The following is a 14083-nucleotide window of genomic DNA, read 5'->3' as shown; positions in this document are numbered from 1 at the left end:
CGTCTGTTTTGGTTCGATATCACTTTTTGATGACCGCCGTTCCCTGGAAGAAGTTAGCAGATCTCTGCCCGCGCGTACTTTTTTCGTCAGCGCGGCTTACGAAGGCGGTCGCCGTCTGGTTCACTAGGTCGAGTACCTGGCTTACGGTAAGTCCGGATTTCTCGATCCAGTTTACGAAAAACTGGTTTCCGTACAGTTTCTTATAACTGATGGTTTCGTCCGCCTCGGTCACGTTTCCTTTGTCGTCAACTATTTTCCAGTGCAGTCGCGAATCGGATACGAAAGTTTCCTCTACCGCGAATTGCGGGAAGGTTATGGTAATAGTTTTCCCGATGATTTCATTGGATGCGGTTCCTGTCTGTTGCATGACCTGTGCCGAAACGCCAAACGTTAGAAACAATAGAGATAGTCCGAAGATCAAGTTTTTGGATTGCCTGTTCATGATAAAAATTATTTTAGATTTTGTTTGAAGAAAGTTTCCAGCTTGTCGAATGGGATAAGTTCGACCTTGTCATATAAGTCGACATGGCCTGCGTCGGGAACAATTACCAGTTCCTTGGGTTCAGCGGCACGTTTGTAAGCATCCTCGCTGAACTCGCGGGAGTGGGCGTGGTCGCCTGTGATGAACATGATCGGACGGGGCGATATCATTTCTATGTCGTTGAATGGGTAGAAGTTGTTAAATTTTACAACACTGCTTAAAGTGGGGTGCGTCGTTTTATCTGGAGAACTTCCTTTCGGGGTAAATTCGCCTCTGGGGGTGCGATAAAATGCGTAGAACTCGCGTTGTATGGGATCGGTACTGGCATCAAGCTTATGGGTAGTGCCGCCAACGTATTTGGTTTCACCGCCTTCGAATTCGACGTAGCGCTGCACAGCGGCCTGCGCTTGGGTTGCTTTCCGTTGCTCGGGGGTCTGGGAGTGGTTCAAGGCGTCACGGCTTGCCGAACCCATATCATACATGCTGACGGTCGCGACGGCCTTCATGCGGGGGTCGATCTTGGCTGCGCTGATGGCGAAACTGCCGCTGCCACAAATCCCAAGAACACCGATATTGTTTCTATCCACGAATGGACGGGTTCCAAGGAAATCGACCGCCGCGCTGAAGTCTTCGGCATAGATGTCCGGGGCGACGGCGTTACGTGGTTTCCCTTCGCTTTCTCCCCAAAACGACAGGTCGATGGCCAAAGTCACGAAGCCCCGGCCTGCGAGATTGGATGCGTACACATCTGCGCTTTGTTCCTTGACGGCACCCATGGGATGCCCTACGATTATGGCAGGATGTTTTTCCTGTAAACTGAAGTTTCGGGGAATAAAAAGGTGGCCGACCACCTGCATATCGAACTGGTTCTTGAAAGCGACGCGATATAACTCTACGCTATCATTTACTTTGAAAGTGGAGAACGTATGGGGATCTATTTTTTCCATGGCTTCAGATCGTTTCGTGTTTTTTGATTCTCCAACTTTTTGCGCGCCACGGTTACAGCCAACAAAAACAAACAGCGCTGCTATCAAAGTGAAATGGGTTATTTTGCTCGACATATCGAATAGCATTTTAGGTTTCGATTTCATAAGACAAAGTTACTTCGCGGTTCCGCCAAGCAGAGCAAATAATCAAACCATTACTTAAGGAATTCAAACTATGCATGTTAAATATTATTACGGTATAACTCAGAGGGGATTCTTGCGTGACCTCTTTATTATCAAATGGTAAGAGAAAAAAATGCGTCGAACGACAGCAGTTACCGATAATTCGAAAAGCCAAAAACTTCCAAGAAAGGGTTTCGAATCAATCACAAGCTATCTTTCATGATATCTACTTAGAAGCGAGACCGTGCATGAAGGCCGGTATATTTGGATTGGTATTCTTAACTTTACACCATGAAGATAGATGAAAAACGAAAGCTCTCTGAGTATAATGAAAACCTAAAACTCAAGGGATTTAATGCCTTCCAGATTGAAAGTGACGGCAGCGCGACCCGTGTCTACAGCCGCAAGGATTTCTATAAGATATGCCTGACCACGGGGAAAAGCAAAATTCATTATGCTGACCGAACCTTCGAGCAGGAAGGCACCATCTTGTTCTTTGGCAACCCACATATCCCATACTCATGGGAAACCATTTCGTCGAGTTACGCAGGTTATACGTGCTTATTTTCGGAAGATTTTCTTCAGTTGTCGGATCGGGCGGACCGCTTGCAGCAATCGCCTCTCTTCAGGATCGGGGGTACCCCGATTTTGGAAATAAACGATACACAGCGGGAATTCCTCAACAGCCTTTTCCGGAAGATGATCGAGGAGCAGCAATCGGATTATCCGCACAAAGATGACCTGATCCGCAATTATATTCAACTTATCCTGCACGAAGCAATGAAACTGCAGCCGTCCAGCCAATTCGAAGCCAACCGTAATGCCGGTTCCAGGCTGACTTCGGTTTTCCTGGAGCTTTTGGAACGGCAGTTCCCGATCGAGGACCGGCAGGGCAAGTTAAAGCTGACATCCCCTCAGGATTACGCTAACGTATTGGGTGTCCATATCAACTATCTCAATCGGGCTGTCAAGGGCGTAACGGGCAAACCTACCGGTCTACACATCAACGAACGTATTATCGCCGAGGCCAAAGCGATACTTCGGCATACCGACTGGAACGTAGCCGAGGTGGCGTTTTCGCTCGGTTTCGAGTATCCGACATACTTCAATAATTTTTTTAAACGGTACACTGGAACAAATCCGAAAGCTTTTCGAGCCAGCGTTAATGAACAGTCTGTTTGAATTAGATAAGACGTTACGAAGTTTTCTGCTGGTTTTACTTGCTTGGCACAGGTCCATTTGCGATAGCCGTCGACAAATTGGCCGAAAATTTAGCCCGTAATTCTCCCATACCATCGCTTACTTTCCGTTCAAGATTTTTTGCGTAATGTTGGGTGGTTTTTATACTCGTATGTCTTAACATTTTACCTACACTTTCGATAGGAACGCCGTTGGTCAAAGTTATTGTAGTGGCGAAAGTGTGCCGGGCATTATGATACGTCAATTCTTTGTGAATGTTGCAAAAATCCGCTATCTCTTTTAGGTAAGAATTCATCTTTTGGTTGTTTATTACCGGCAACAATACGCCTTTATTGAGGCAGTATGGGTTTGATTTGTATTCTCGATGATCATTTCGGCTATGGGCAGCAAGGTGATCCGTGAGACTGTATCGGTCTTTTGCTTGGAGGTAAAAATTCATGTACCACCATCGATGCCGAACGAAAGATTGGCCGAAGTAAGGTTTTTAGTGTCGATGTAAGCCAAACCAGTGAAGCAGATAAAGATAATTAGAAAATGGCCTTGGATGACGTGTTAAAGGGACGAAGCGAGCGGGTGGCTTAGCCTGATGATTGGAAGTGTCAACTACCGCTTTCTGTTGATTCACCACATTCCTTTCCTAATTCACCATTATCCCATTATCTCATTACCTGATTTCCTCATTTCTTCATTACCTCATTACCTCATTTTCTAATTATCTAATTCTCTAATTCTCTAATTCAACAACTTCAACGTATACCCCAACACATCCCCCTCCCATCCAAAATGGCCCGGGATAACGTAGCGGCGGTTGGGGAAAGCCTTCATTGTTTTGCGGACAGATGCCGGCCAGGCCTTCACGTCGGCGTGGGAGAGGTTCCCGAGTCCGTCGGCTTCGGTGCTTTTCACGAAGCAGCCACCGTAGAGGATTTGGGCATCTTCGAACCACACCACCACATTGTCGGGTGCGTGACCTTTGCCCGGATAGAACACCCGGAAAGAGCGCCCTCCGACCGTAAATGTAGTATCGCGCTGGAAGGTATGGGCCGCCTGCGGTTGCCCTTCTTTTTTACACCACCGCTTCGTTTGGGCCGACGACCAGGTCGCGATGCCTTTCGAGCGGTAGTAGTCGAGTCCGGCGGTGCGGTCGTCATGGAAATGCGTCGCGAGGCAAAACACCACTTTTTGGTTATGGCGCCTTTGGATCGAGTCGAGGAGGGGCTGGAAATCCGACGCATCCCAGGGCGTGTCGATCAACACCACACCTGCTTGGGTGACAAGGTAGAGACCGTTTGACGGAAACGGCTTGCCTTCATAGGTTTTATACCCCGTATATACGTAGTAATCACCGGTGAGGTGGGTAATGGAGAGTTTTTGGGCGGAGGCGGTGAGGGTGGTGAGGAGGAAGAGGAGGAGGTGTTTCATTTGTTAAAGATGGGGGGTAGTTTACTCGGAGTTGGCGGCAATTTGTAACCGATTATTCTCCACTGCAAGAAACGAAGTTATGGGAATGGTTCGTTCAATTAGCCAACAAAACAGCGAGTTACAAGTAGCCGTTGTTAGGAGATCGTTTAATTATCGCGGCTAGCTTCGGCCTCAATTTGAGCTTCTTCATTTATCGTTTCCATTTCTTTCTCAAATATCTCTTCTTTACTCAACATTTCGAATTTGTAGTTGTAAATCAGTGTAGCAACAAACTTCTTTTTAAGTTTCAATTTCTCCGAAATTTCAGTAACTAATTTATCCGTTTGACCAATTGATAAAGGTTCGCTCTGCAATTGTTGAAAAATAAGATATTGCTTTATTGCCAATTGTAATGTGTCGATTGATAAATCATTTGCTATCGCTAATAACGCAATCTTTTCTTGTGCGTCATCAATCTCGTATTGTACAAATTCGGCAGACTTTTCTAAATCCGTTTTTGTCTCGATTTCCTTTTCCTTCTTACAGCCAAGAAGTATAAGAACGATGCTAATTACTAGTAACTTTTTCATCATAGTTTCTGTCGATTTTACAAAAATGTCTGTTGACGTTTCGTTGGTTGCTCGCCGGCGCTTGAGGTTTCGGAATTGAACATCCGCCGATACGGTTGGGCTAATATAAAAACTTGAAAACGAGTCTACGACTTGACGGGCAGATTGCAAGGAGCCGATGTTGTGCGCAGTGCTAATTATTCTTTTCTAAAAAAATAATATCGATTTCTGTATCGGAAACAAACTGCTTAAAATCTAAAGTTATCCGTTTGCGATTTTGACTACCGGATTTACACTCACCAGTTAATAAAGCATCGATTCCATATTGAACTAAATTATTCAGTTCAATTTTAGACAGGTTCTTTTTGAAGACTGTATCAATCGCTTCAGAAAGTTTGCGCAATACAAATTCAATTTGATTTAGCGATAAAGACGTGTCCTTGAATTTTTCTAGAGCGCCATCTCGATTAATGTTAGATTCATTGAAATAGAAGTCAATCGCAGCCAAAATATTTTCATCCGATTTTGGATATATGTTCAATTGTTTTTTAGGTAGCATATCCGTATTGTTTTAAGCATTTCACACAAGTTTTTGGGCTTGGCGCGGTGGTGGATATTGGAGCACAAAACTGTCAATACACCACAAAAGTTGATGCAAGATAGAATGTTCAATTAACCACGTCACCCGCCATTGAGCCAAACGCCTGTTAGCAGAGGTTCTTATTATTGTTTTATATATCTTTCAAATAAATCAACCGATATATTTGGGGCTTTATTTTCAATAAATTTAGATATATCCAATTGATGGATTGAAATTAAGTTTCTCAGGTTGTCCTGATCATTATATTCCATTTCATTTTCTATAAACCAATTGGCTATTTGCTGAACCATTATACGGTCTGGAATATTAATTTCCATTAAATCTAATTTCAATCTATGATCTACTCCGTAAATTACGTAGTTAGACCAATTCAATATAATGTCAGATGTTTCTTCTTCATTCTCTGTACGCTTATAGTCAATATACTTAACTATTGAACCAGCAGAATTTTGCAACCCGTATTCTAAGAATCTTATGAAGACTAGAGTTTCATCAACTGTTAAATTCAAACTTTCTGCGACATCATGATACCATCCACCTTCAATCCATATAGCTAATGCGTCAATGAATCTCTCTTTTGATATACCGAAAGGAATACTATTATTGAAATCTTCAATTTCATAAAGAATGTCAAATAGAAAATTTATCCAACGACTATCCAATGGGTTCTCTATTTCAGATAAAAAATCTTGCTCATAGTCGACCAATCCCTCTATTCTACTAAATGATCTTAGAGGAATACCAGTGTATCTTATTAAATCAAGACTTCCACCTTCGACTATCGGCCTTACTCTTTCTGCTCTTAAAGCAAAGAGTTCCCTTAATCTTGTTTTTAAGGCATCATCACTTTGGTAATAGGTTAAAGTATTTTCAATTAAAGTATTTATTTCTTGTTCCAGATTTTCAACAGGGGCATCTTCGGCTAATAACTGTATTATTGAATTATCGATATAATCCGCTTCTTTTAATTGATCTAATAGTTCATTGCTTAAATGAGTTGAATTTCTGGTTATATACCTCTCAATTACTTGGACAACATAATAGAGAAAGCCTTTCACAGTTTCTAAATTTCTATTTGCTATTACGTCAGATAGTATGGATTGATCATTAGGATTGACTACTATCACAGTGCCCTTAGTTTCTTTTCCCGCTCTCCCAGCTCTTCCGATTAGATTTTTTAAATCCCTTAATGGTAAAGGTTCATTTGGTTGTTGTTGGCTAACATAACGTCTGGCGTTACTGATAATAAGGGTCTTAATTGGTAAATTAACTCCTTCGGCTAAAGTACTTGTGCAAATAAGAAATTTTACTTTTTCATTTCTAATAGTAGTTTCTACTAATTCTCTGATGAATTGGGGCAAATCTCCGTGATGATATAAAAAACCATTTTCAGCGCAAATAGTCAATAAATATTCTGTTCCAAAAATGTACTTAAAATATTCTACTACTTTTTCTATTTCTGATGTATCGCAAAAAGCAATAGGTTTCGGTAGTGAAGTTTCAAGCTGTTTGATTACTTCAAGAGCTAGACCTGATACTCCTCTTTTATTGTCTTTGGTTGGCGAAAAAATGGCAACAGCTCCTGAATTTAATGATTTAAGAGCTGCGGCAACCGTTTTGGATTTAAATGAATTAATATTATAAGTACCATTTTGGGTGCTAAAATCCTGGGGAGATAAAAAACGATTAAGGATATATTTAGTTGGAAATTCATCATTAGGATTTATTTCTAAGTTAAAGTGACTCGCACTAACTTGATTCAAAAATGCTAATTCTATTTCAGTAGGTCTATAGTTTGATCGCGCGATATCATCATCCGATCCTCCCAGCCAAGAGTTTATTATTTCTATGTTTGGAATAATTGCAGATAGGAAGACAAATCTTCGTTCTACGAATTCAGTATTTTTCAATCTTGAAAGCAATAATTCATAACTAATTCCTCTTGTCGTGTTATCTATTAAATGCCCCTCATCACAAATCACCGTTCGAAAATCATCAAGAATTCCTGACAACCCCAATTCTATAGCCATAAACTTTTCAGGAGTTGATATTAAAACATTTGATTGTTCGATACTTAATCGGTCAGAATCCGTGACGATGTTACCACCATAAATGGTCTTAACTTTTATTCCTAACTGAGTGCTGAGATTCCTACCTAAATTATTTTTTAATTCGGATGCAAGAGCTCTGAATGGAGCTAAATAAAGTATTTTACTTTCCGGGTTTCTGGATAGCTCATTGTAAATTACTAATTCAGCAATTGACGTTTTCCCAGAGCTTGTAGGTGTCTGTAAGCTAAATGCTCTATCAAAAGTTAACAAACCACGCCTGATTGCTGTTTGCTGAGAAGGAAAGAAACTCCATATCTGAGGGCTTTTCCCTATATTAAACCTGACATAAGTTTTCCAATCTACCTCTGTTGCATACTCTTTTAAATCGTACCAAAGATTATTGGTTGAGAATTTTTTCAGGATAGACTTAGCGATATAGGTTAATACGAATAAATGACTTTCTATTTGATTATCTGGAGAGAGTATGTTCTCAAAAATACTTCGAAGTGTGTTGATTAATTCGTCATTTCCTAATCTTAGATACTCTATTATATATCTGAAATAGGGATTTTCTAGACCTTGTTTTCTTGTATAATTTCTTGAAAGAAAATAATAAACAAATTTCTCAATTTCAGTTTGAAATTCTTCCTCCTGAAATTGTTTGAGTAATAAAACTGAAGTTGCGGGAAAATCTGCTAAATAATACAATGAAGCGACATATAACATATTCCTGCTATAGTTCACACCAGAAAAATTTTCCCTTTTCCCTCTTAATGAATATATCTCTAACCCCTTAGCTAAAGAAATCAAATCTCTTTTCACATCAGGTGATTCTTCTTCATCAAACCGATCAAGAATATCCTGCAATTTGGTTAAAAGCGAAATGTAAAAATCCTGAGGTCGATTATAGAAAGTATAATTCGCCTGTTCTTCATTAGCTATCTTATAATCTATAAATGCCTGCCATGATTCAGATTGAGCAATCCACCGTTTAAGTTCCTGATAAATCATGTTGCTAAAATTGCAGTGAAAGTATGCTCGTAAGCTCCCTTCAAGTTTTCAATTCTTATAAGTATTACTTCAAACGTATCTCTGATATCATCAGGAATTTCAGTAACATTATTTAAATGAGTGTCCGCAAATGACCTGTCAACCGTTGCAATTGCTTTAAAGTGTTTAACGAAAGTAGGATAATTAGCCACATCCATGAAACGACTTAGTCTATTTACAGCTTCTGCGTTTTTATCATCTTTATAGCGAGTTTTTAAATGAAATAAACTTTCCCCTAAGCGACTTACATAATCTTTATGAGCATCATCAATTGCTTTTTGAAGAGAGCTTTCTGTACTGGTTGGTCTTGAAGCTCTTGCTTTTGACTCAATTGATATTAAGCTGTCTTCAGTACTTGGATTATCGAGGTCATTTTGACAAAAAAGAATAACATCGGTAAAATGTGCAGGATTATTTTTACTCTCTTTCCATTTCCATTTAGGTGGTCTTAAATGGGCGGAAGGCAAATATTTTTCAGGGATAATGTAATAACATAGAATTTCAGAAAATTCCCCAGATTGGATAGTCGGATTGTCTGGGATCTTATCAAATATTTCTTCCGCTCTCGATGTTCCAAATTCATTAGTACGCCATTCTAAGTCCTCATCTGTCAAATATAAACATCTAAAAGGTTGAGGTAGCTTATTAAAAAAAGCATCTCTTTCAGCATTTCTTAAAGTGAAAATAGTTATACCATTTTCACTTGCCGATTCTTCAAAATGAGTTAGTATGTCAATATTCATTTATTAAGCTTTGTAAATTGTCGACTAGGTTGGTTTTAGAACCTCTGTTAACGGTCTGGCGCTTGGCGAAGAAGCGGATTTCGAAGCACTAAACTGTCTAACAGCACTAAATTTGATACGAAGCACAAAGCTTCTTTTAAGCACTAAACCCGCTTTTTTGCCAAACGCCTGTTATGCGTTCGGCTTTTTATTGTTTGAATAATTTTTCCATTTCTATTATCCTTTCAGATTTAATTATAAGACCCAAATTGTTTGGAATTTGTGATACCGCGATTGGTCTTTGCAGATTTGGTGTCATAACAATTTCGCCTGTCGCTGTTGCTTGTGGTCCAGCATACAAAACACCTAACAAGATTATTCTGCTCACCCCCATATACATATTACCTTTCTTATCTCTGTAACCACCTTCGTTGAAAATTAAAACAGGTGAGCCACTTGAACCAGGAAAAGCAGCGATGTCAATCATTATTTCTTTTTTCCCATTGTAGTCGATTAAAGGATTTGTCGCTGTTGTTCCTTTTCTAAAAATGGGCATATTATTTACAGAGTCCCAGATACCGTTTGGATACCCAATCATAAGAACATCTTCAATTGCCGTTAATTCGTCTTTGTGTTTTTCGGTTAACAATAGGTCTTTTGTGAAAGGTATATAAAACAATTTGTCTCCCCTTTTTTGTGCTTCATTTACGAAAGGAGCAATGGGCATAGCACATAAATCCACGTCAGCTTCGGGATGAAGCCGCCAAAAACTTTCAAAATTGTCAAATGCAATTGTAAAATGTTGCGTGTCGATTGGTTCTCCATTTTCATTAGCCTTAGTAATAATAAGTTTTCCTTTGGAAGCGTTTTTTATTACGTGTTTGTTTGTTACAACCACAGGTACATGAGTATTATTCGTTTTGTCCTCAAGAAAGTTGAAGAAGAAACCCGTTCCAGTAGAAATTCCACCTGTTTTTAGTTCGCATTCAATTCGAACTGTTGAGTATGTTAGTTGCTCTGATATTGATAAATTCATATTGTCGATTTATGTTTTCTTTTGTGAATGTTGTCTTTTAAGCTGACGCATAACGTTCCGCGGCTCAGGCGACAGTTGCCAAGGTTTTGGAACCGAGTATTCTCCGCTAAGACCAAAAATGATTAGAAAACGTGAACTTTCTATAAACTCTGAATTTGGCAATTGCGCCTAGCCGCTGTTAGGCGAAGTAACTATTTAAAATCTAGTTTACTTTGATTATCCGTTTTAGAAATATGTTCAATTACTTTCTCGATAACATATGTGCTTTCGTCTACCATGTATGTTTGTAAATCTTCATCATATATTCTAGTTCTAGCCAAAGTAACTCTCAAATTATCACCTTTTCTAAATGCTTCATTATTGAGTTTACTCAAAAATTCAGCATCTTTTATTGAAGCTTTAATTGTATAGCCTCTAAAAACAAAAACCCATTTTGCATTGCCTTCAAAATGAATAGTTTTGATTACAAGTACAGCTTCATCTTTTAATATGTCAGTTCTAGGTTCGAGAACATAATTCTCTTGAATATTAGTATTGATAAGTTTAGGAAATTGTGATTTTGGGACATCAATAATTTGATGACCATCCTGATCGATTTTTAGAGAAGTGACATTGTCATCTCCATTGACTACTGCAAACGATTGCTGTATTTTTTGCTCCGCACCAGAATTTTCGTAAATGTTATAAACGTTGTTTATGATAGTTGGATCATTCGTTTGTTTTTGTAGCAGATCTCTAATCTCTTCAAGAGTTTTGCCATCGTCATTTTTAGTTAGAAAATATAATAGTAAACCTCCAATAGTTGACACAACAATTGTCTCGAATGAGCGCAGCAATAATTTTTGATATTTAGGCGATATTTTGATTTTGAAGCTCCCATTTTCTGGAGGAGATACTTCTATAATTAAATCATCATTACTATAACCAAGTTGGTGATTGACAATGAAAATAAGTTCCTTGTAGATTTCAAGAAAATCAGTTAGAGTATCGACTTTAATATTTCCATCGCCTCCAAACCTTATCGTAAGTTGAGAATTATCCGTCATGTTTTGATGTTATTTCGCCTAACTCATTTATACTTCTAAAGTATTCATACTATAATCCCAGAATTTCAGCATATAGGTAAAAATCAATCAGAAACAGAAAGAGTACACCATACAATCCCGATAGTTTCAATCCATCAATGCACCGCAAAAAAAACCGTCTCCACCTAACTCCCCGAAATTATCCGAAAGTACAAATTAATTCCGAAATACAACTCACGTCCTGTGCTTGGCAGGCGTATTGTACACAGAGGTTGGCAGCGCGCGGGCGGCTACTATGGAAATGCAAAGGCGACAACAAGCGGGAAGCGGAAGACACCAAGCCCTGCGCTTAGGTTCGGTTAGCCGACGCACGTCATTTTAGGCACTAGTTTTTCGTAGTATGGGCTTTTTTAAAGGCATCAAATTCTTCCTGGGTCATAAAGTTAGTGCCCTGCCCCAACACATAATACCATTTTCCGTTGTCTTTAATGTAGGTTTCAGACCGGATCACTTTAAAATGTAAATCGCCATCAGGAGTGGAAAAAACCACATCCGCCACTTTTGTTTTGATCGCGGTCTGGCCATTGAAGATTCGAATGAGTTCCGTACCGGGCACGGAAACCACCGATTTAAAAGTCATACCATTCCGGGCAAATTTTTGAAACTCTTCTTCCAGTCCGTACGCAATTGAACCATCCGCCCCAATACTGATCGAGTTATCATTCAGGGATAACGAAGGGTCAAAAATATTGGAAATGGAAGCAATGAAGGCCCGGTCCTCCGGATAGTTGGTGGTGTCATATTTGCCCGGCGGAGGCGCTTGTGCAAGCAAGTTTGTAGTTTGAAAAACGAGGATTACCAACATCATTACAATGTTGAAATTTGTGCTGGGAGTTTTCATGATGAGTTTGTTAAGGTTGTTCGTATAGGTTGGCTCAGTCCCAAATATACGCAATACGCCTTACCAAAAACTAGTACTCTCTTACAATCAGTCTATTAGGGCACTATAATAGAAAAGTGTGGCCCCCTCGCTCGTGATCAATCGGTACGGAACACACGCGAGGATACTCCGTTTCCGCCTGTCTAGTCCTTAAATAGCTATACGAAAACCTACATAAAGCGTATATTTTGCGTATCAACGTGACAGATCACATTCTTCAATGCGTACGCGATTAAAGTTGTCACTACTACAAGGTCTCAAAGCGTACCTCGCGCATAGGTTCGTGGCAGGCGGGCACCAGCCATCCCGCGGTTCCGCAGAAATAAAATACTGTCTGAGCGCCAGCGAGTTTATTTTATTTCCGGAACAAGGGATTGGCGGGTCGCCGAACGAACCAAGCGCTTGACTTTTTGCTTCTTTTAGCTTCGCTGAACCTTCGGGCCCGGCCCATAATTGGTAGCGATAAACGAGTTGCTTGGTCCTCGGTTTGTGTCAAGACAAAAGAAGGATAGGTGCAGAAAGAAGGGACTGGAAGGTAAAGATGTAGGGTTCAGGTTTGAAAATCAGCAGTGGGGATAAGGTCCGATCCAAAACGTCAAATAAAATCCCCGCTCCGCAACATCTACCAATAACACATCCGCAGCGCAAGCTTCTCTGACGTTGCGCGACGCTATCGGTACTCCCAACTGGCCGATTGAGCGCGGCGGCTGTGGGCAGACGTTATTCTTTAATTAATTTGGAGTATATGGTGGCCCCTCTTACCAGCATTTTTACTATATAAATTCCCGAAGCGAGTTCAGACAAGTCTAGTTCATTACTATTTTTGGAAACAATAAGTTTTTTCTGGAAATAATAAATGGCTACTTCATCCATTTGTTCAGTGAAAAAAATTTTATCTTTTGCTGGATTTGGATAAAATTTCACTTCACTCACCATACTTTCTTTTGAATCTAAAGTTGTACAGTCTGTGACGTTTGACGTATACGGCGAATAATAGTCTGCTATAAGTGGCACCGAGGCCAGGTTGGTGCATACTTGACTAATGGAAGTATTACCAAATCCGATAAAATTTCCTGACGTACCGTCAAATGGTATCCAGTTAACTCCGTTGTTAATATTTAAGTTCGAAAGGGAGTTATTATAACAGCTTAAACTATTTAATGCACTACAAGCACTTATGTCCAAAGTCGTCAAATAGTTATTCTGACAATTCAATATTTGAAGCGCCTGCAGTTCGCTAACATCTAAAGAGGTTACATAATTCAAATTCAGGTTGATTGTTTCCAAAGAAACACACCCTTCCAGATTTACACCCGTTAAGCTGTTGTAGTAACAAAACAAGTATTTTAGTTTATCTAGTCCGCTCAGGTCCAGATCCGTAGGCACTTGGTTATACGCGAGAGTCAGATATTCTAAATTTGCGAAACTATTCAAGCCTTCAAAACTAGTGACAGCACCAAGATTGGCGTCAAAATAGTAGCTCACGTTTAGGGCTTCTTCAATTTGAATTTCGCCATCACTATTCTGGTCAATCTGTAGCCAATTTCCGTTGAGGTCCTTTGCAGTTAAATAATCGGTTGTATTTGTTGCTAAAATGTTTGCTTTTAACCATGGGCTGACAATTGTTATATTTTGAGCACATGAGATGCAACTAATGAAAATTACAAAAGATAGTACATTAATTTTCATGGTTCATTTAGTATAATGTTTGCCAACCTTTAGCGGCCGCACGCAGTTTGTTGGGTTATGGAACTGAGACGGCTCCGCCAGGGCTAAAGTAATCAAAAAACGGAAACCTGGTCAACGACTTAACCACCATATCACGTTGGAAGCCCCTGTTCTCTGCGGTTCAAGTTACTTTCGCCTTTACGCAATTCGGGAATGCAGAACACGAATGT

The 14083-nt window shown here is 39.8% G+C and carries 13 protein-coding genes; 1 reads left to right on the top strand and 12 read right to left on the bottom strand.

What is annotated here, in order from left to right:
- Positions 1 to 19 precede the first annotated feature (19 nt).
- Both MKO97_RS11460 and MKO97_RS11455 read right to left on the bottom strand, forming a co-directional pair.
- The gene (locus MKO97_RS11460; RefSeq protein WP_241103355.1) at positions 20 to 421 is read right to left on the bottom strand and encodes a MoaF N-terminal domain-containing protein; all 402 of its coding nucleotides are present in this window, start codon (positions 419 to 421) and stop codon (positions 20 to 22) included.
- A gap of 29 nt (positions 422 to 450) precedes the next feature.
- Positions 451 to 1572 carry an alpha/beta hydrolase gene (locus tag MKO97_RS11455; RefSeq protein WP_241103354.1) on the bottom strand — a complete coding sequence of 374 codons (1122 nt, stop codon included), beginning with the start codon at positions 1570 to 1572 and terminating at the stop codon, positions 451 to 453.
- Positions 1573 to 1881: 309 nt separating this feature from the next.
- Between MKO97_RS11455 and MKO97_RS11450 the strand changes: the two genes are divergently transcribed.
- Complete coding sequence (locus MKO97_RS11450; protein WP_241103353.1) at positions 1882 to 2772, top strand: AraC family transcriptional regulator; 891 nt, start codon at positions 1882 to 1884, stop codon at positions 2770 to 2772.
- 34 nt (positions 2773 to 2806) lie between these two features.
- Here MKO97_RS11450 and MKO97_RS15150 read toward each other — a convergent pair whose 3' ends face one another.
- From MKO97_RS15150 to MKO97_RS11400, 10 genes are all read right to left on the bottom strand, one after another.
- Positions 2807 to 3085, bottom strand: a complete 279-nt coding sequence (locus MKO97_RS15150; protein WP_371820401.1) for a tyrosine-type recombinase/integrase — start codon at positions 3083 to 3085, stop codon at positions 2807 to 2809.
- A gap of 437 nt (positions 3086 to 3522) precedes the next feature.
- Positions 3523 to 4212: a BlaB/IND/MUS family subclass B1 metallo-beta-lactamase gene (bla, locus tag MKO97_RS11440; RefSeq protein ID WP_241103352.1), complete on the bottom strand. Its 690-nt coding sequence runs from the start codon at positions 4210 to 4212 to the stop codon at positions 3523 to 3525.
- Between the two features lie 146 nt (positions 4213 to 4358).
- Entirely contained in the window at positions 4359 to 4931 is a 573-nt protein-coding gene (locus MKO97_RS11435; RefSeq protein ID WP_241103351.1) for a hypothetical protein, read from the bottom strand.
- 22 nt (positions 4932 to 4953) lie between these two features.
- A complete protein-coding gene (locus MKO97_RS11430; protein WP_241103350.1) occupies positions 4954 to 5319 on the bottom strand; it encodes a hypothetical protein in 366 nt (121 codons plus the stop codon).
- Between the two features lie 164 nt (positions 5320 to 5483).
- The gene (locus tag MKO97_RS11425; protein WP_241103349.1) at positions 5484 to 8423 is read right to left on the bottom strand and encodes a DEAD/DEAH box helicase; all 2940 of its coding nucleotides are present in this window, start codon (positions 8421 to 8423) and stop codon (positions 5484 to 5486) included.
- Complete coding sequence (locus tag MKO97_RS11420; protein WP_241103348.1) at positions 8420 to 9205, bottom strand: Hachiman antiphage defense system protein HamA; 786 nt, start codon at positions 9203 to 9205, stop codon at positions 8420 to 8422. Before MKO97_RS11420 ends, MKO97_RS11425 begins: the two co-directional genes overlap by 4 nt.
- 187 nt (positions 9206 to 9392) lie before the next feature.
- Positions 9393 to 10220 carry a serine protease gene (locus MKO97_RS11415; RefSeq protein ID WP_241103347.1) on the bottom strand — a complete coding sequence of 276 codons (828 nt, stop codon included), beginning with the start codon at positions 10218 to 10220 and terminating at the stop codon, positions 9393 to 9395.
- Between the two features lie 191 nt (positions 10221 to 10411).
- The gene (locus MKO97_RS11410; protein WP_241103346.1) at positions 10412 to 11266 is read right to left on the bottom strand and encodes a hypothetical protein; all 855 of its coding nucleotides are present in this window, start codon (positions 11264 to 11266) and stop codon (positions 10412 to 10414) included.
- Positions 11267 to 11630: 364 nt separating this feature from the next.
- Positions 11631 to 12107 carry a hypothetical protein gene (locus tag MKO97_RS11405; RefSeq protein ID WP_241103345.1) on the bottom strand — a complete coding sequence of 159 codons (477 nt, stop codon included), beginning with the start codon at positions 12105 to 12107 and terminating at the stop codon, positions 11631 to 11633.
- Positions 12108 to 12905: 798 nt separating this feature from the next.
- Positions 12906 to 13874 (bottom strand): T9SS type A sorting domain-containing protein, encoded by a 969-nt coding sequence (locus MKO97_RS11400; RefSeq protein WP_241103344.1) that lies wholly within the window; start codon positions 13872 to 13874, stop codon positions 12906 to 12908.
- Positions 13875 to 14083 lie beyond the last annotated feature (209 nt).

Source organism: Flavobacterium sp. HJ-32-4, assembly GCF_022532105.1.
Taxonomy (GTDB): domain Bacteria; phylum Bacteroidota; class Bacteroidia; order Flavobacteriales; family Flavobacteriaceae; genus Flavobacterium.
This window is presented reverse-complemented; position numbering and strand designations above follow the sequence as displayed.